General features: G+C 63.5%; 10 protein-coding genes. 2 read left to right on the top strand and 8 right to left on the bottom strand.

The genetic code is table 11. From position 1 onward, the window contains the following. Positions 1 to 8: 8 nt before the first annotated feature. The 8 genes from NY78_RS25220 to NY78_RS06955 all read right to left on the bottom strand — a co-directional run bounded on the left by NY78_RS25220 (position 9) and on the right by NY78_RS06955 (position 14,911). Complete coding sequence (locus NY78_RS25220; RefSeq protein WP_053062150.1) at positions 9 to 2,432, bottom strand: glycosyltransferase family protein; 2,424 nt, start codon at positions 2,430 to 2,432, stop codon at positions 9 to 11. Between the two features lie 22 nt (positions 2,433 to 2,454). Beyond that, entirely contained in the window at positions 2,455 to 4,428 is a 1,974-nt protein-coding gene (locus NY78_RS06985; protein WP_043633582.1) for a hypothetical protein, read from the bottom strand. 178 nt (positions 4,429 to 4,606) lie between these two features. Then, positions 4,607 to 5,485, bottom strand: coding sequence for a radical SAM/SPASM domain-containing protein (locus tag NY78_RS06980; RefSeq protein ID WP_197084214.1), 879 nt, complete (start codon positions 5,483 to 5,485; stop codon positions 4,607 to 4,609). 240 nt (positions 5,486 to 5,725) lie between these two features. Further along, a complete protein-coding gene (locus tag NY78_RS06975; RefSeq protein ID WP_043633576.1) occupies positions 5,726 to 6,904 on the bottom strand; it encodes a glycosyltransferase family 2 protein in 1,179 nt (392 codons plus the stop codon). 48 nt (positions 6,905 to 6,952) lie between these two features. Next, positions 6,953 to 9,913, bottom strand: a complete 2,961-nt coding sequence (locus tag NY78_RS23015; protein WP_053062149.1) for a glycosyltransferase — start codon at positions 9,911 to 9,913, stop codon at positions 6,953 to 6,955. Between the two features lie 29 nt (positions 9,914 to 9,942). Continuing rightward, complete coding sequence (locus tag NY78_RS06965) at positions 9,943 to 12,048, bottom strand: glycosyltransferase (RefSeq protein ID WP_047960070.1); 2,106 nt, start codon at positions 12,046 to 12,048, stop codon at positions 9,943 to 9,945. Further along, positions 12,049 to 13,125: a TylF/MycF/NovP-related O-methyltransferase gene (locus NY78_RS06960; protein WP_053062148.1), complete on the bottom strand. Its 1,077-nt coding sequence runs from the start codon at positions 13,123 to 13,125 to the stop codon at positions 12,049 to 12,051. It abuts the gene before it with no gap. A gap of 235 nt (positions 13,126 to 13,360) precedes the next feature. After that, a complete protein-coding gene (locus tag NY78_RS06955) occupies positions 13,361 to 14,911 on the bottom strand; it encodes a hypothetical protein (protein WP_043633573.1) in 1,551 nt (516 codons plus the stop codon). 493 nt (positions 14,912 to 15,404) lie between these two features. Here NY78_RS06955 and NY78_RS06950 point away from each other — a divergent pair, with 493 nt between their 5' ends. Together NY78_RS06950 and NY78_RS06945 are read left to right on the top strand one after the other, a co-directional pair. Then, positions 15,405 to 16,118 carry a glycosyltransferase gene (locus NY78_RS06950; RefSeq protein WP_043633570.1) on the top strand — a complete coding sequence of 238 codons (714 nt, stop codon included), beginning with the start codon at positions 15,405 to 15,407 and terminating at the stop codon, positions 16,116 to 16,118. A 179-nt stretch (positions 16,119 to 16,297) separates the two neighbouring features. Continuing rightward, complete coding sequence (locus NY78_RS06945; RefSeq protein ID WP_047960069.1) at positions 16,298 to 16,900, top strand: cytochrome b; 603 nt, start codon at positions 16,298 to 16,300, stop codon at positions 16,898 to 16,900. The last annotated feature ends 325 nt before the right edge of the window (positions 16,901 to 17,225 follow it).

The following is a 17,225-nucleotide window of genomic DNA, read 5'->3' as shown; positions in this document are numbered from 1 at the left end:
CGCGCGCTTCAGGCCATGGGCTCTTCAGCCAGGGCCAGCAGCATGGCCCTGGCCTCGGCATTGTCGGGGAACAGGCGCAGTTCCTCCGTGAGCGCTTCCCGGGCCGATGCGCGTTCGTCCAGGGCAAGGAAGGCCAGGGCGCGCAGGAACTCGAGGTTGTTGACCGGAACCTGCAAGGCTTTGGCTGCGCCGGTCAGGGCCAGGGCGGCCTGGAAGGCGTCGGCCTGGAGCAAGGCCTTGGTGACGGGCGTGATGTCTCCGAGCAGCCGGCGCACCGCATCTTCCGGAACCGACCCCAGGAAGGCCAGGCGTTCCAATTTTTGCGTCAGCACAGCGGCCTTGGCGGTAACGAATTCCGGCGATGGCCGCGCAGCAAAGAGGGCCGTTTGGCTTTCGCCCGGAGAAGCAACCAGGCGTTCCCGGATCAGGGCGTCGAAATCCCTGGCGCGCGCCCGGATGGAATGCTGTTTTCTGCAGCGCGCAAGGCCCCTGGCCGCGATTTCCAGACGTTGGTCCTCGTGCTTGAGGTAATAGTCGATTTTCTCCAGCAGCTCACGGTCGTCGGCATAGGTCTCGATCTCGCGGCCCGGCTGGAAATACTCCTCGACATTGTCAAAATGCTCGGTCAGCAGGAAGGCCCCCACGCCGGTTGTCTCGAAGATCCGCATGTTGGCGGTTTGGCGGCCGGCCAGATCGTGCGCCGCGCCATCGGGGCCAAGCAGGCCGATGTCGCCCCGGGCGTCAAACACGATGCGCCCGGAGCGCAAGGCCCGGTACATGTCCAGGCCGAAGCAGGGACCGGTATTGGCGGCCCGCAACAGCGGCGTTGCCGCCTCCAGGTGGCCGGAAAGGTTCAGGCGCAGCCCAAAGCGTCCCTGGGCGCAGCCATTGGCCAACAGATGGAGGCGGGCGTTGCGGCTGCGGTACTGGCTGGCGTTTATTTGGCCGCAGAAGCACACGTCGTGGGTAGGCTCCTGGTCTTTCACGGCGGCCAACAGGGATTCCGGAAAGCCGGGGTGGAAATGGGCGGCGTCGCGCGCTCCCATTGCCAGGGCCTTGTCCCGCAGTCCCGCCAGGTTGGACAGGATCAGGTCGAATTCCGTGGCGTCCCAGGTATGGGGGATGTTGGCCGCGCGCCAGCCCACCACCAGCCGGGGCCGGGGCGAAAGTTTGCGCACGAAGCCCGCGTCAAAGGTGATCGGGTCGGATAAATACAGCACGTCCGGGGCAAAGGCCTCCACCTGGGCCAGGAGAATGTCCTCCTGGGAAGGACCCCGTCTGTGGTCGGCCAGACCCTGCTCAAAGGCCCAGGCATGTTGGGCGGCCAGATTGTTGGCCACCACCAGCTGGGCCTCGTAGCCGAGAGGCCCCAGGTGTTCGGCCAGCAGATGCACGGCGCTAAATCCGTCGCTGCGCAGGGCCGCGACCTGTTCGGCATAGGGAGCGTACGCCAGGCCTGGGCGTCGGGAATAAAAGGCATGGAGATAGTCGGCGTAAAACGTGTGCACCTGCATCAGGCGCAACGGGCGCGGCGCCTGCGGCGCCTCCGGCATTGGTTCCGGGGCCGGGCGGGGCGGCGTCGTTGTCGCGCAGTGGACTGACCGGGGCGCGGCGGCCGGCCGGCGCACCTCGAAGTCGAAGCTGCCGTCCCAGGCCAGCATGGTGTTGCATTGGTCGGCGCGCAGCCAGATCAGGGCCGAGAAGGCTTTTTCCCGGTCTGTCCTGGGGTTGATGTGCATGTTCATGAGGATGTCCACGCCAAAGCCGGCCAGATCCCGCGCTTCATACTCCGTAAAAACCAGCGTCTCCCCCAGGCGCTCCACATGCCAGCGGTGGTTGGAGACGCGGGCGCTGCCCATCAGGGTGTCCTTGCCCTTGGTGGGAGTCTCGATATAGCCGCGTTTGGCGATGCGCATCAGTTCCCGACAGGCGGCGGTCGGATCGCTGACATGCTCCAACACGTGGGAACAGTAGACGAAGTCGAACTGTTTGTCGGCGAAGCCGGTGTTTTCCACCCGGACTTCGTAGGCCGGCTTGCCGTCCACGTGGCGAAAGGCTGCTCCGGCCCGACCGACCTGGCCGTCGGTCAGGGAAATGTCGGCCAGGTGCGTGGACAGGGGGAATGGCATGTGCCCGCTGCCGATATCGAGCACAGTGTCGCCCGGGGCAATGGCAAAGTCGAAAAAGCGCGACTGGTACAAGGTGTACCGGGTGGGCGGATCGATTTCGCGCATGCGGTCATAGGCCTCGGCCAGCAAGGGCACGGCGTACCCGGGATGGGCCTGGGCGAGCTGGTCATAGACGTCCAGGGCCATTTCCCGCCGGTTGCGGCTCCACAGGGTCCGGGCCAGACCGAGTCCCCGGCCCGGGTCGGCCAGGGCCTCGGCCGGACACGGGAAAGGCGTCCTGCACTGCATCTTGGCGTGTTCCACCCCATCCTCCTTGCGGTCCGTCTTATCCCAGGCAATTGCCGGGCCTGTCGTACCCGGCGCGGGCCAGGAAGCAGTCGGCGAAAAATTTCACGCCCCAGTTGGGGATCTGATAGGCGCAGTAGCCGCCGCCGACGGGGGTGCTGCCGGGCAGGCCGCCGTCCAGGGCCGGATCTCCCGTACCCAGGAACTGGGTGCGCTTGCACTGGGTCACCAGTGCGTCGGCCGCGCTGCGACAGGCCGGATCGCGCCCCAGCGCGTCCATGATCAGGAGAAAATGGGCCAGCTGGGCGTTGCCAGTCACCGCACTCCAGCAATCCGCACTCTGCCAACCGGGACCGAAGGTCCCGGGCAGGCCGCGAAGGCGCTCCAGCGATCCATCCGCGCTCATGGCTTCCACGCGCCGGCATAGATGCGCCGCAGCCTGGTCGAGCAGCGCCAGGGTCGGCTCACGGTCCAACGGCGCGTCCTTGGTCCGCAGGGCCTGGGCCAGCCCCACCAGCGCGTAACCGATCAAATGCGTCCAGGGCTTGTCCGGCGCGCTGAGGCTGTTTTGGGCGAACCAGCCATCCGGATGCGCTTGAAGCAGCGCCCAGTGCAGCGCCTTGGCCGCCCCGTCGCGGAAGCGTCGTTCGCCGCAGGCATCGAAAAGTTCCAACAGCGCCCAGGCCACCCGCATTTTATACGCCCGCGGCCCCTGGTACACGTAGCGCCGCCATGCGCCGTCCGGATCCTGGTTCCTGAGGACAAAGTCCCCCGCGCGCACGGCTGCGTCCAGAAACTCCCGCTCCTGGGTCGCGTTCCACAAGGCCAGCCAGCCAAGCATCACCTGTCCGGTATTAAAGACCCGGGGCTTGGGCAGGACCACGCCAACGGGTTCGCCGGCGCCGCCGCCTGGGGACTGAATGTCGATTTCCCACAACCCCATGTCGCGCGCGGCGTCAGTCCAGGCGGCATCGCCGGTCAGGCGGGCGTAGGCCAGGGATGTGGCAATAAAATAGCCGGTGGTTTCCGGGTAGGAGACATCCCAGGCCTGCCGGGTCAGGTGGTAGACAGCGGGCACGCCCCGGTCCCGACTGACGCTGCGGGCGTGCGCCAGCCAGCCCATAGCGGCCTGGAGGTGGGACAAGTCGTCAAGAACCAGGCCCGGCCTGTCGTCCAGGGCGTCGAGCTGTTTTTTGGACAACAAAGGCTGGGCCTTGGCGGCCTTGAATGTGGCCAGGCGGGCTGCGGACTGGCGCAGCCTGTCCAGGGCGGGATTGGCGGGCATGCCCTCCAGAGCCTTTTGAGCCTGTTCCGGCTGCCCGGTTTCCAGGGCGACGGTGGCGGCTGCCTTGCGTGCCTGGACGTCTCCGGGATCAAGGTCCATGGCGGCCAGCACCATCTGCCAGGCCGGCTCATTGCGCCCGGCAGCGGCAAGTTCCCGGGCGCTGTCCAGCAGTCCGGCCTGGGGTTTGCTGGCTTCCATGAAAAACATCTGCTCGGGCCGGTTATCGATGCTCTCCACCTCGGGAATGACGCTTTGGCGGTAGGCGCGCGGCGCAATTTGGGTATAGCCCGCCTCCGCCAGCAAATAAGCGAGGGAATCGGCATCGTAGACATATTTACAGGCCTTCCCATGGGCAGGGAAGCCGTAAAAAAAACCATTGAGCTTGTCGGCAAAAGTCGGCCCGGGGAAACGCGGACTGCCGTCGGCCAGGGTCTGCGCCCAGAAGGACGCATCATTTTCCAGGTAGCTGCGGGCCAGGATGCGCAAATCCTGTACCCCGATTCGCAATATCCCGTTTGGGACCAGGATGCGGAGCACCTCCTGCACGATGGTCAGGGCGCGGGCACGGGTGAAGTAGTTCAGGGCCGAGATGCAGACCACCGTCTGGGCGCAAGCGTCCGGGAAAGGCAGGAGGTCACGTTCCAGATCGATGTTCACGTCCGCGCCCTGGATGTCCACATTCACCCAGCCGGGAAGGCGGACAGAGCCGCTGCACAGGTTGATTTTCATTGGGGCGTGTCCATCCTTCTTCGGCCCGAGAGTCTGCGTCTCGGAGACGGTTGTATGCTCTGACGGCGATGGGGCCGCAAGGCTACGGTGCAGCCCGACGGGAGGATGCGGATCCGAGGCAGGCGCTTGGAGCGCGGGCCTTGTTTCACGCCGTAAGAGCGCCTTTCTTCCGGCAGGGCTAGTAGAGCAGGCACTCCTGGGTGCAAAAGGCGTCCGGACGCCCGTCGAGGACCCGCTGACGGAACTCCCGGTAGCCAGGCGAGAGCCAGATCTCCTCCAGGCTCTGCTCGTAGAGATTCCCAAAACCAGTGGCCCCGTTGTGGTCATAGCAGCAGGCCACGACCCGGCCGTCGAGGTGCACGGTCAGCACGTCGCGCACATTGGGACAGGCCCGCATGGCCTGGCAACGGGCCTGGGGATCCGTGGCGGCCACGCGGGTCAGGCCGGGCAGGCCCGTGGCCTTGAGCATTGAGCCCGGTCGGAGGTACGGGGCCTTGAAACTGGGCGTCAGGCCGATTTCCGCACAGAGCCGGGCAAAGGCCTCTTGTTCGTGCTGATTGTGCTCGAAGACGATGAATTGCGGCGTGATGGTTGCCGGCGTTGCCCGGCCGGCATTGTATTTGGCGAGCCAAAACAGGCCCCGGATGGCTTTGCTCACATCGCCGCGACGGCGATATTTTTCGTAGACGGCCTGGGTGACCCCGTCGATGGAGACAATGATGTCCGAAACGCCGCTTTGGATCAGGTCCTTGGCCGTTGTCTTGTCAAACTGATTGGCATTGGTGCTGATATTGGTGCGGGTGAACTGGCCGGCGTGGCGCAGCATGGCGAAAATATTTTTGTTCAGGAGCGGTTCACCCCACAAGTGCAGGTACAGATACTGTACATAGGGACGGATTTTCTCCGCCAGCGTCAGGTACTGCTCCAGGCGCATCTGGCCGTACTTGCGCTTGACCAGCCCGCCGCCAACGGCGCATTCCGGGCAGCGGAGGTTGCAGCCAAGCACGGTCTCAAGGGTGTATGTCGTGGGGAATTGGGTCATAATTTTGAGAAGCAAATTTTGCGCCACGTGCCGCGCATGCATTCCGGGCAGGGTTGGTCAAGTTTTTGACAAACAACAGGACACCGCTTTCCCCGTGTTCCTGGCCGGGAGGAGGGGGCACTGATCGCACGCCTCCGGGCCGCTGCCGCATGTCGGACGCAGCTAACACCTGTCTGTTGGCTGTGCGTCAAGCGGCCAATGCACCGTGTTGCCCTTTGGCAGTCCCGGACGGCAACAACCACGCGAACGGCGGGTCTAGCCCCGGGACAGCTTCCGGCGCGGCGTGTCAGCGGCAAAGGCATCGATCCAGGGCGACTGTGCCACGCCAATCGTGTCGTAATACCATTTGAGCAAAGAGCAAACCTGAAACAGCGCGCCAAGCGCCTGCGGCTTCAATTTTTTGAGCAAGTGCAGGCTTGTGACCTCACGCAGGGCTTGCTGGGCTTCCTTGGCCATGCCGGCGGCGTCCAGACGCCACAGGGTGTGGGAGCTGTAGCGCAACGGTTCATCGCGCCAGGGGATCTCCGTCCCAAGGACGATGGAGGCATCGGGCCTGGAGCGCAGATGGAGGGCGTGGACCGCATCGGCCAGGGCCGTGACGGCCGCCTGGGCCTTGGGCAGCTCCTGGCGAAGACGCGCCAGGGCGTCCGGGTCGATGTCGTCGTAATGAAAGACCAGTTCGGGTTGGTTGAAGGGGCGAAGGACCCCTCCGGCTCCCCGGCCGATCTGGGCGCGGCAGAAATCGTGGATGGTGAGCCGGTGCTCATGGATGGCCAGACACTCGTCGATGTAAAGCACCATATGGCCGCGCTTGGCCAGCCGATCGCCAAGCTCGATGTCTTCGGCCCCTGTTCCGGGCAAACCTTCGTCAAAGCCGCCCGCCTCGACCACTGCGGATTTATAGATGCCGAGATTGCAGGAATAAAACCCCATGGCTCCGTAAAGGGAATGCGGTTCCATGAGCGGATAGCGAAAGGAGAGATTGGTGTGTTCGAGCAGGCACCCCATGACCGTCTGCTGAAAATCCTCAGGAAAGGAAAATTTGCCCAGCACCGCGATATTGCGGCCGCGCGTCATCTCCAGCACTTCCTCGTGCATGGCCAGACCGCTGGCCGCAAGCAGGGCGTCGTCATTTAAAATAACCAGTTTTTCGGCCTTTGCCTCGGCAATGAGCCGATTCCTGACCTTGCCCGGACCGCTGCGCTCATCCATGCGGAACAGACGCAAGGCATAGGGCGTGCGTTCCCCCTGCAGGCGGGCAAAGGTATCGTCGGCAGAGGCGTCGTCGCCAACCAGGACTTCGTAGTGGTCCGCCGGCAACAGTTGCCGCGACAGGCAACGGAGGTTCTCGACGATGATGTCGGCCCGGTTGCAGGTCGGGATAATGACGGAAAGTTTCAATTGTCCGTTTGGTGACTTGGCAGAATCCGGCATAACGTGGAATTCTCCTCAGAGGACAGCCTGCAGACAGCAATGCTGCAATCATGCCAATCGATAAAATCTCTGGCAGGTTATGGCGCTTTTCTCCGGCAAAAAGCTGTGGCTGGCCGGGCCGATGGCGGCAGGCACGTCGGCGTAAGGCCTGTCCTTGTCATCTAACAGCAGATTCAACGGTCGCATGAACCACTTGTTTTCAAGAGTTTCATGCAGGGAAGGAAACCAAATGATGGCCCCGCGCGCGGACCCGTAGGCCTGACGCAGGAAAATTTCTGGAGTAACCGTGGCAGCACAAACGATCCGTCCCGGAACGGGCAGATCGCGGAGCAACGAGTCAGGCACTGGATGTTGGGCATCGGCGACGATGAGCACTTCCATGTCCCGAAACTTGTCGCCAGTGGCCCGTTCGAGAAAATCCCGCACGCGACGTTCTTGATCAAACGACGGCACTCCCCAGGGAAGCGCCACCGTGAGCAACGGGCTTGGCGGCAAGGCTGCGGCAAATGATCGATACCGCTGGTAACAGTGGTGCCATTCGGCATAAAATGGACGCCAGTCATCCTGATTCCCGCTCTTGGAGCCGCCGTGGAAACGATAGATGGCCAGTAACGCCTCAAGGCCAATGATGCGCTCGCCTTGTCCGGTTGTCCTGAGCCAGAAGTCATAATCCATAGTCAGATGTAAATTTTCATCGAAGTAACCAACAGCGTCAAGTAAACTGCGACGGAAAAAAAGGGCTGGCTGGGGCGGCGGCGTCAGATCGTTCCAATAGCGAATCATCTCTTGGAATCCAATAGTTCGCCCGGGAACGAGCCTGACGTTGTCTGTCCCTTCGTAGATCCACAGGCAACCGCCCAGGGCCATGGTCACGCCGGGAGCGGAAAAGGCGTTGGCGACAGCGGCAAACGCGTTTGGCGTGTAATAGTCGTCGGAATTGATCCAGGCAACGATGTCGCCCCGGGCCAGGGCCAGGGCCTTGTTCAGGGCATGGGTCTGGCCGCGGTCTTTTTCCGAGGTCCATTGCAGATGGGGATAGTGCGCCAGAAGCTCCACGGTGCCGTCCGTGGATCCGCCGTCCATGATGATATGTTCAAACCGGTCCTCGCCCTGGAGCAGCGCGGCCATGATGGTCTCTTCAATGTATTGGGCCTGATTGTACGAGGGCGTGACCACGGAAAAAAGCGGCGTCCCGCAGTCTCCCCGGCCGGCCAGCTCCCGGCTGCGTTGCCGGCAAAAGGTCCGCAAGGCCTCGCGGTTGCCGTACATGTCGGCGAAAAAGTCCTTGCCTGACTGGGGCTGGCGGCCCTCGGGCGCGGTCAGGTTGCGCAGTTCCCCGGCGGGCGACGGCTCGATGCAGCGAACCGTCATCCGGCCGCTGTGTTGCAAGGCTTCCAGGCGGGCGCGGCGTTCCCCGGCGGGGAGCAGGCGGTCGATTGCCTCCCGGGAGGCCGTGGCGGCGTCGGCTGTCCGGCCCTCTCGTTGGAGGCAGGCTCCCAGCGGGGCCAGGATTTGAAAGGGCACGGCGGCGTCGGCAAAACGCCGCCACAGGTCCCACGCGGCGGCGTCGGCGAGGCGGGGGTCGAAGCCTCCCGCCCGACGCCAGAGGGCGGCGCGCCAGAAGGTCCCGGCCTGGGGGATGGACTGCCAGAGCTGCCCGTCGCACAGGCCGGCCGCCGCCACTTCGCGCGGGTAGCGCGTCTCGGGATCGTATTGCTCCACCTCGCCGTTTTCCCGGATAAAAAGCCCCTGGCCCAGGACCCATTCGACATTCGGACACAGGGCGGCAACTTCGGCTACGGCGGCCAACGCGCCGGGGATGAGGAAGGCGTCGGCAGCGAGCCAGCCGACAAAGTCCTCATCCGCCGCCTGTCTGGCCAGCACGTGGTTCAGGGCGTCATACCGGCCGACATCAGGGGCGCTGTCCCAGGAAAAGGCGATGCCGGCGCACCGGATGGGGCTGGCGCCGCTGGCAATATCCTGCTCCCATTGGCGTAGCAGGTCCGGTGTGCCGTCGGTCGAGCCGCCGTCCTCTACGTGGTAGTGGAGATAAAAATGGCCTTTCTGGCTGACAACACTCGAAATGGTGTGCTCGATGAAGGCCCGGTCATTGTGGCACGGTGTGACCAGATGGAGGCGGGGAAGCCGCTTTTCAGGAACCGACACCGACAGGGGGTGCGGGCCTGAAGGGATATGGTGCGGCCGGGGTGCGGCTTGCGGCGTCTGGAACAAGGCATTGCAGGAAAAAATATCGCCGAAATCGGACATTTTTTGTCGGGTCACCGGAAGCACGAATTCGTTGTACGGTTTCTCCGGCAGGGCATACAGGCGCGTCGAATAGATGTCTTCAACCGCTGTAAATGCCGTGACAGGCTCAAAGAACTCCGAAGCGGCGCGATACAGGCGCGCTCCCTCGCCGGCGGAAGAAGTCCCTTCCCGGCGGACATAGTCCAGGCAGTAAAGGGCGTAGGAACCGGGCTTGGCCACCCGCCTCATGTCCTCAAAGACCGAGCGCAGGGCACTCTCCGACTCCGGGCGGCGGTGTCCCGGGCCGGCGATGGAGAAGACAAAATCAAAGGAGGCCGCCGGCAACAGCGGATTGCCGTGGCCCATGGCGTCCGCAAGCATCTTGTAGCCATAGCCCAAGGGCATGGCTGCGGCGCTGCCGCCGACGCCGTCAAAGGCATCAATGCACCAGCACTCGTAGTCCGGGGCCAAGGCGGCCAGCACCCGGGACCGGCCGCCTCCGACCGCCAGGAGGCGTGCGCCGCCCGGCACATTTTGGCGGATGAAGGCGTAACACAGCAATTCCTGCAGGCATGGCATGGCGCTGCGGCGCACATCGATGGGATAGCCATAGAGCTCTTCCGCATAGGCCTGGGCCAATTGGGAAAAATCCCGCCAGGTCGGCCAGGCGAGCGGTCCGAAGGAGCCCGGCCCGACAACGGGGGTCGGGGCCGGGAGGCTGGATTTTTTTCCCCGGACCGCTCCGGGAAAGGGCATGAGCATGCGTGTCTCCTGAGGCGTGAGGCCGGCAATCAGCGCCGCGCTTCCAGCACGCGACGGTACAGGTCGCTGTAGGCCCGGGCCTGGGCCATGAGCGTGAAGCGGGACAGGACGGTTTCCCGGCACTGGAGACGGCAAAGCGCCTGCTGCCTGGCCGGCAGGTCGCGCAGGTCGGCAATGCACCGGGCCAGCGCCTGGGCGTCTCCGGTGGGGGCCAGCCGGCCGGTTGTGCCGTCTTCCACCATGTCAGGAATCCCTCCGGTGGCGAAGCCGGCCACCGGGACGCCGCAGGCCATGGCCTCCAGCACCACGTTTGGCAGATTGTCTTCCAGGGACGGGACAAGCAGGCAGTCCGCCGCGTTGTAGGCCAGGGCCAGTTCCATGGGCGTGCCCAGCCGTCCCAGGTTGAGGCTGCGACAGGGCAGCGCTGCCGGGTCCAGGCCTTCATGCGAACCGAAAGTCAACAGGACGAGCCGGGAAGCGTTGTTGCCGGCGCTGAGCTGGTGCAGGGCGGCGAGCAGTTCGGCCAGGCCTTTGCGGCGCGTGGCCATGGCGTCCGCGCCAAAAATGAGGACAAAGTCCTCAGCCCCGAGACCCAGATGCTGGCGGATCAGGGTGCGCTGCAAGGGCTTGAAAACATCCGTGGGCACGCCGTTGGGGATGACGTGGACGGGTTTTTTGCCAAGAAGACTGCTTTTTTGCACCTCTTGGGCCAGCCAGCGGCTGGGGCAGACAACGGTGATGTCCAGTTCCCGGTAGGCGGCCTTTTTCCGCAGCCATTCCCGACGGGAATGGTCGGCGTCGTCGGAGGAACCCAGCTGGGGGCAGCTGCCGCAATGGCGTTCGAAGCCCCGACAGGAACCGGCGTAGTGGCAGCCGCCGGTTATGGGGTGCATGTCGTGCAGGGTCCACACCAGGGGCCGGCCCTTGAGAAAGGCCGTGTCGCCGCAAATATCCACTGTGCCGCCGATCCAGTGCAGGTGGTGGATGTCCGTCAATTCCATGGCGGGAATATCGGATATGCGCCCGGCAGTCTCGGACCCGGAAAACATTTCAAGATACGGCGGGCGCTGCGGATAGTGGGCCAGCAGGGCCTTGTTGCGCTGGAGAAAGGCCGGCCATTGGGCGTGGATGAGGCTTTGTCCGGTCTCGTCCCGGGTCAGGGCCTGTCCCGGCGCGGCCGGGATGACGGCGACGCCGGGACAGGGCTGGGCGCTCTTGGAGACGTAGAGAAAGGTGTTGGCCGCGATGGCTTGCAAGCCCTGGTGCAGCCGCAGGGCGGCGCTGCCGGCCCCGCCGGTATGCTGCATGCAGTACTGCGCCACCCGCAGGCCCGGCGCGTCCGGCGCGTCCGGTTTGCGGGCCTCCATAAACAGTGAATCCGGCTTGCGGGTCCGGCCGTCGGCTTCGACGTCGAGCTGATAGTCGGCAAAATCGGGAATGTCGGAGACCGACGCGGGAACGACGCGAATATCGGTAAATCCCGTCTCCTCCAACAGCCGGCGCAAGGAAAACCGATCGTACATCCACAGGTGGCACTCGCCGGAACGCCGAAATTGTCCGATTGCCTCGGGCGTGGCCAGGGCGGGATCCGGCGAGGGGGGCAGGTCCTTGGCCGCAGCCATGGCCGGGCGGGCCTCGGCCCCAATGCGGGACAGGACAAAGTCCTGGGCCGGCATCGGTTGCTGCCGCCAAAACTGCAGCATCTCGCCGCCCGAAACATGCCGCGTCAGCTGGTCAACCAGTTCCACCACCATCCAGGCATGCCGGTCTTCGGCTTCCGGCTGGCCGTGTTCCAGCCCGTCCACGGTCGCCAGATAGGCCCGGGCAATGCCTTCCAGGTCTGGCACGGCCAGGCGCAACACGCCTCCCGGCTGCAACACCCGCAAGCATTGCGCCAAAAACAGGGGGGCCGTTCGCTTGGGCAGATGCTCCAGGAGGTGGGAATGATAGACAGCCTGAAAGGTGTTGTCCGGAAACGGAATTTCCCGACCCAGGTCGTAGCCCAACACATCCGGCGGCATCGGGGTGAAATCGATGTTCGTCCACGCCGGGTGGTGCGTGCCGCCGCAGCCGAGATTGAGCAGCCAACGCTTCGTGTTCGCCTCGGGCGGGTGGTGTGGCCGGTGCGGCGTCATTTAGCTGCCTGACCGTTTGGTCCCGGACTTGGCCAGGACGGCGCCCACGCCGCCGGGAATGCGCCGCAAGGCCATGTGCTCCTGCCGCTTGGCAAAAAATTCGGCCAAGGCCTGGTCGCATCCTTCCCAATAGCCGTAGTCATCCACCTGGATCAGGGCGTCTGCGGCCACCAGATCGTAGAGGTTGACCAGGATGTCCCGGGTGGATTCGTACCAGTCCCCATCCATATGCAGCAGGGCCAGACCGGTCATGGTCGGCGCGACGACTGGCAGCGTGTCCTTGAACAAGCCGGGAAACGGGGCAATGAGGTCTTCCACCCCGAGGCGGCGGCAGACTTCGCGCAGGCTGGCCTCGGGCGCGGCGCAGGTGCCGGCTCCCCAGCCCGTGGCATTGGCCTCCTGGCCGGCGTGCAGGTCCTGCGGACTCGGATCGGGCATGCCCGAGAAGGTGTCGAAGCAGTACAGCCGTCTGGGGCGTTGGCTGTACTGTTTGATCGCATAGGCCAGCAGGGCGCTGGTCCCGCCGGCGGCCACGCCGCATTCGGCGAAATCCCCAGGGATATCCCTCTGGCAGGCCCGTTTGGCCAAGTAAAACAACGAGGCCAGGCGGGGCAGGCCGACCATGGTGTACGGCTGAATGATCGGCAGGATTGCGGCCAGATCAGGATCAAGCTCCGGAATGCCGCCCGGCATCCCGGCTTCCAGGGCGGCGAGCATGGCCCGGGCCGGTTCGTTGTCCGGGAAGTACCGCAATTCCTCTTTCAGGGCTTCTTTTGCCGCCAACGGGTTGCCAAGCCCGGCAAAAATTTTGGCCCGCACCAGATCCAGGTCCCGGGTGGCGGTCCGCAGGTTCTTGGCCGCCGCAGCCAGGGCGCCGGCCTGATCGAGCCGTCCGGCTTCTTCCAAAATGCGCAGGGTATCGACCACATCCCCGAGCAGGGCGGTGACCGCCGCAGACGCGCCGAGCCCTCGGCCGGCCAAGCGAAGCAACCGTTCGATCAGGAAGGCTGTTTTGGCGTCATCCGGCAGGGGCCGGGAAGGACTGCTGTCCGGCGAATGCGGCAAAGACGTGGACATGGCGTGGTTCTCTCCTGAAAAACATGGGACTCCGGTCAGGCTTCCGACAACTGGAGCGGCAGGGAAGCCAGCCGCCAGTGCATCAGGCCAAAAAAGCTTAGCAAACGGTATGCCAAGCTAGCGCACCTTGAAAGCCCTGGCAAGAAAGCCCGGACCTGTGGCCCGAATCGCAAAAAGCGGCCCGGGGGCGAAGATTCGCCCCCGGGCCGCCTGCCTGTCTGCGTTTTTGGGGCCGTTAGGAGGCCGAGGCCACCAGTCGCTTCACACCTTCGAGCTGCGGCAGGAATTTTCCTTCCGGCGCAATGACGATCACCAACAGCAGGTCGTTGCCCTTGGGGACGATGGCCATGGCCATATTATGATAATGCGGGATGGAGGTCAGCGTGTACTCATCCTTGGCATCCCGGTCATAGTCGGGTTTTTCCTTGAGTTCCTTGTGCCGTTCCACCTTGATGTACTTAAACACGGCAACGGAACGCTGCCCATCCTTGGCGGCCACGGTCTCGACCCCTAGGGGTTCGACCACGACGGCGTTGCGCAGGTGTCCCAGGACGGCTGCGGCCAGCTTTTCGGGCGGCAGCTGTCCGGCCGCGCCCGGCAGGATAAAGACCCGTCCTTCCAGGTCGCCGCCGGACAGGGCCATGGCCTGACCCACCTTGGCCAGGGGGGAACCCGGTTCGCTCAGCGTGACCAGGGGGCCGGCGGTCCGCAGGATGTCGAAGGCGACGATGGAATCGATCAGGCTGGATTTGTCGCCCCGGCTGGAGCTTTCCAGCAGCCGGCCCAGTTCCGGTTTTTGGGCCACGGCCACCTCCACGGCCCTGGGGGGCGTGCCCATGGACCACTGGGCCGGGATCTGGCAGGCGAATGTGCCCAGGTTTTTCGAGGTGCAGACGATTTCAGGCTTGTCCGGGGTGGAGGCGGCGTGGGCGCTGGCCAGCCGTTCCGCCTTGCCGGCCTTGGCCGCCTTGCCCGCACCGGGTTTGTGCGCGGTCTTGGTCTCGGCCTGGGCCATGGCCGGCAGTTTGTACTGCTTGTCGATTTCGGCCACAGCCTTCTGGATCAGGCGCTGGGCCACGGTGCTGAGAGCCAGACCGCCGGCCTGGGCTGCGTCCACGCCCAAAAATCCCTTGAGCTCGTTATTGAGCGAGGCCTGTTCGGTCAGGCTGCCCTGCTGCAATTGCTGTCCGGTTTCGCCGTCCAGGATGCGGTATTGCAGGGTGATGTTCCACTGGCGTTGTTCCTTGGCCGAGTTGATGGAGCCGATGACGCCCTGGCCCAGCTGGGCGCCGGAGGAGCCGCCCAGCATGCCGCCCATCAGGGCGCCGGCGAAGTTGGCGGAATTTTTGTCGGTGAAGGAAAAGGCCGTGGTCTGGGACTGGACATCGGTCACATCGAAGATGACCAGCCACTGCGGCGGGGTGATCTTGTGTTTGCCAAAGCGCTTGGCCACGGAGCCGTCGCCCAGATTCGCGGCCACGGCGATTTCCTGGTAGATATTGGCCATCGAGTTTTGGTCCACAACCTTGAAGTTGGCCTTGCCGAGTTCCAGCTCGCCAAATTCACGCAGGTTGTCCGGCTTGACCTGGGCCAGGAACTCGTAGCTGGCGCAGGCGACCCGCCCGGGGAGCACCATCACGCTTGGCCCGGACTGGCTGGCGTTTTCGTAGGCGGCGTCCTTGTACAGATTGGGAGCGGCGAGTTCGTGGGCTGTTTGCAGGGATTTACCGCAGCCGGTCATGAAAGCCAGAGTCAGCAACAGGCAGCACATTTTCCACAAACGCATGTCTCCTCCCGGGCATTTGGGGCCGTTTCGTAAAATACGAAAGAAGTTCCATGACATAACGCGACGTACGGCAATACAAAAAAAATAAGCGTTAGGACTTTTTTTCAATGTCGTCGTCGTTTTGTCAATGTATAAATAGAAGGAACAGGGGCGACGCTACGGCCCGTCCGTTGCAGGGCCGCGTCAGTTCTCCCGGGTCGGAAATCCGCTTCTTTGTCCCGTCGCATCCGGCCGCATTTCGGATCCGGACCATCTGTATGCGGACCGACGACAGCGCCTACGACCAGGGGGCAGATTGTCGACGCAGACAGTCTGCAATGACTTTTTGGAGAAAGGGGTGTAGGCTGTATCACGGCGGGTGCACCGGATCGTGCGCTTCGGGGGAGGGGATGCTGCCATCCGACAGTGCCGGTGGCTTCCTCTGGCGCTGCCTTGCAGGCCAGTCCCGGACGACGACAGGTGTATCGGATCAGGTCAGGTTGACGGAGCGTCCATGTCTTTTAGGCATTGCATCATCACGCGCTTTAATGTGCACATCAATCGTGCGGTCTTTGATTTTCGGCTCAGTCCGTCCTGGCTGTCCGAACGCTTCGAGTTGTTTCGCGCCTTCTGTCTGCCGTCGCTGCAGCGGCAGGAGTGCCAGGACTTTACCTGGCTGGTCCTTTTTGACGAAAAAACCCCGGCTCCCTTTCGGCGCATCGTAAAGGCCCTTGAGGGGTACACGAATTTTGTGCCGCTTTATTGCGGTGCTTTCGAGACCATCATGCCGCAGGTGCGCCGCACGCTCGCCGACCTGTTCCCCGACACGGACTATTTTCTGACCACGCGCCTGGACAACGACGACGCCCTGTCCGAGAAATTCGTAGGCACGCTGCACAAGGTGGTCGCCGGGCTCATGGCCTCCAAGGAGTTGCCGGAATCGGAACTGTACATAAACTTTCCAAACGGACTGCAATATTGCAAGGGGACCGTGTACGATTTTCGTGACGTGACCAATGCCTTTGTCAGTCTTCTGGAACGAAACAGGCCGCCCCACACGGTTTTTTGGGTCGATCATCCGGCCATCTACGACAAAGCGCCCGTAGCCCAGATTGAGACCAGGCCGATATTTCTGCAAACCATCCACGAGAGAAACGTCTATAATTATATTCGTGGCGAGGCCTTGGAGAATACTGACATTTTAAGAGAATTCAACTTGGCTTTGTAGAAGGCTGTTGCCAAGGCCAATATCGGAGTCCAGCAAGCCGGGATAAGACAGGCCGGACCCTGGCGTCTTCGTGCCGCCGATATTGTGAGCGTCCGCTTTGGGGAGCTTGCCTTTGCTGCTTCAAGCGAACACTGGCGTCTGGCGTGGGGGCCTTGTCCATAAGACAGAGGAGGAACGCGATGCACCGAGCCGCCGACGTGGAATCCTATGCTCCAGCCCAAAAATTTCTCCATTGGACAACGGCTGCGCTTGTCCTTGCACTGTTGATTTCCGGTTGGACGCTGACAAGCGGCTTGCTGTCCCCGGGACAAGCCCTCGATAGCTTCTTTGGTGTGCATAAATCGATGGGGATCGTGGTGTTGATCCTGACGCTGTGGCGACTCTCCGTGCGCGCCGCGCACCCTGCCCCAGCCTTGCCGGCCACCCTGCGTCCCTGGGAAATCGCCGTTGTCGGCCTTGTCCACGGGCTGCTCTATGTCCTGCTTATTCTGCAACCCCTGTCCGGCTGGATGGTCTACACGCTTTCCACGCACAAAAGCCTTTTTTTCGGGCTCTTTCGGATCCCTGATCTGCCCTTTGCGGCAGACTTGGGGATCACGGCCGGGCAGCTCCCCTTCCTGGAAGAGCTTCACGGGACCTTGGCCGGCATCCTGGCCGTGACGGTGCTCCTGCATATCGGCGCGGCGTTTAAGCACCACTTTGTCGTGCGAGACGATGTCCTGCTGCGCATGTCCCCCGCGCGGCTCGTGCCGTTTCTCCAGGCACTTCGCGCCAAACGGTAACGGGCGCTGCGGGACCGATTCGACGTTGGCCTGTCGGGACTGGCTTGTTGCGCCTCGGCCGCGCATCAGCCTGTGGGGACAAATGGAGACAGGGAGAGGACCGGCGAGATGCGCACGGGGTCGTGATGCAGGGCTGGCGGTCTGGAGCGGAATCGGAGCGCAATCGCGCTTTTTCCCTTCTTCGCTCGGTTTTTCGCCTGCGTTCACGTCCCAAGGCACAGGGAAACGGCACAGGGGTGGTCCCCCATGCGGCTGATCCAAAAAAAGGGCTGGCATGGCCTGCCAACCCCTTGAAAGTTCTGGTGCGCCCGGAGCGATTCGAACA

Source organism: Desulfovibrio sp. TomC, assembly GCF_000801335.2.
Classification (GTDB): Bacteria; Desulfobacterota; Desulfovibrionia; order Desulfovibrionales; family Desulfovibrionaceae; genus Solidesulfovibrio.
The sequence above is the reverse complement of the archived record's forward strand: the minus strand, read 5'-3'. Positions and strand labels throughout refer to the sequence as shown.

Bases quoted from the DNA above. Each gene is read 5' to 3' on its own strand.
- NY78_RS06985 (WP_043633582.1), bottom strand. From the start codon at position 4,428: ATGAAAATCAACCTGTGCAGCGGCTCTGTCCGCCTTCCCGGCTGGGTG.
- NY78_RS06975 (WP_043633576.1), bottom strand. From the start codon at position 6,904: ATGCCGGATTCTGCCAAGTCACCAAACGGACAATTGAAACTTTCCGTC.
- NY78_RS23015 (WP_053062149.1), bottom strand. From the start codon at position 9,913: ATGCTCATGCCCTTTCCCGGAGCGGTCCGGGGAAAAAAATCCAGCCTC.
- NY78_RS06965 (WP_047960070.1), bottom strand. From the start codon at position 12,048: ATGACGCCGCACCGGCCACACCACCCGCCCGAGGCGAACACGAAGCGT.
- NY78_RS06960 (WP_053062148.1), bottom strand. From the start codon at position 13,125: ATGTCCACGTCTTTGCCGCATTCGCCGGACAGCAGTCCTTCCCGGCCC.
- NY78_RS06955 (WP_043633573.1), bottom strand. From the start codon at position 14,911: ATGCGTTTGTGGAAAATGTGCTGCCTGTTGCTGACTCTGGCTTTCATG.
- NY78_RS06950 (WP_043633570.1), top strand. From the start codon at position 15,405: ATGTCTTTTAGGCATTGCATCATCACGCGCTTTAATGTGCACATCAAT.
- NY78_RS06945 (WP_047960069.1), top strand. From the start codon at position 16,298: ATGCACCGAGCCGCCGACGTGGAATCCTATGCTCCAGCCCAAAAATTT.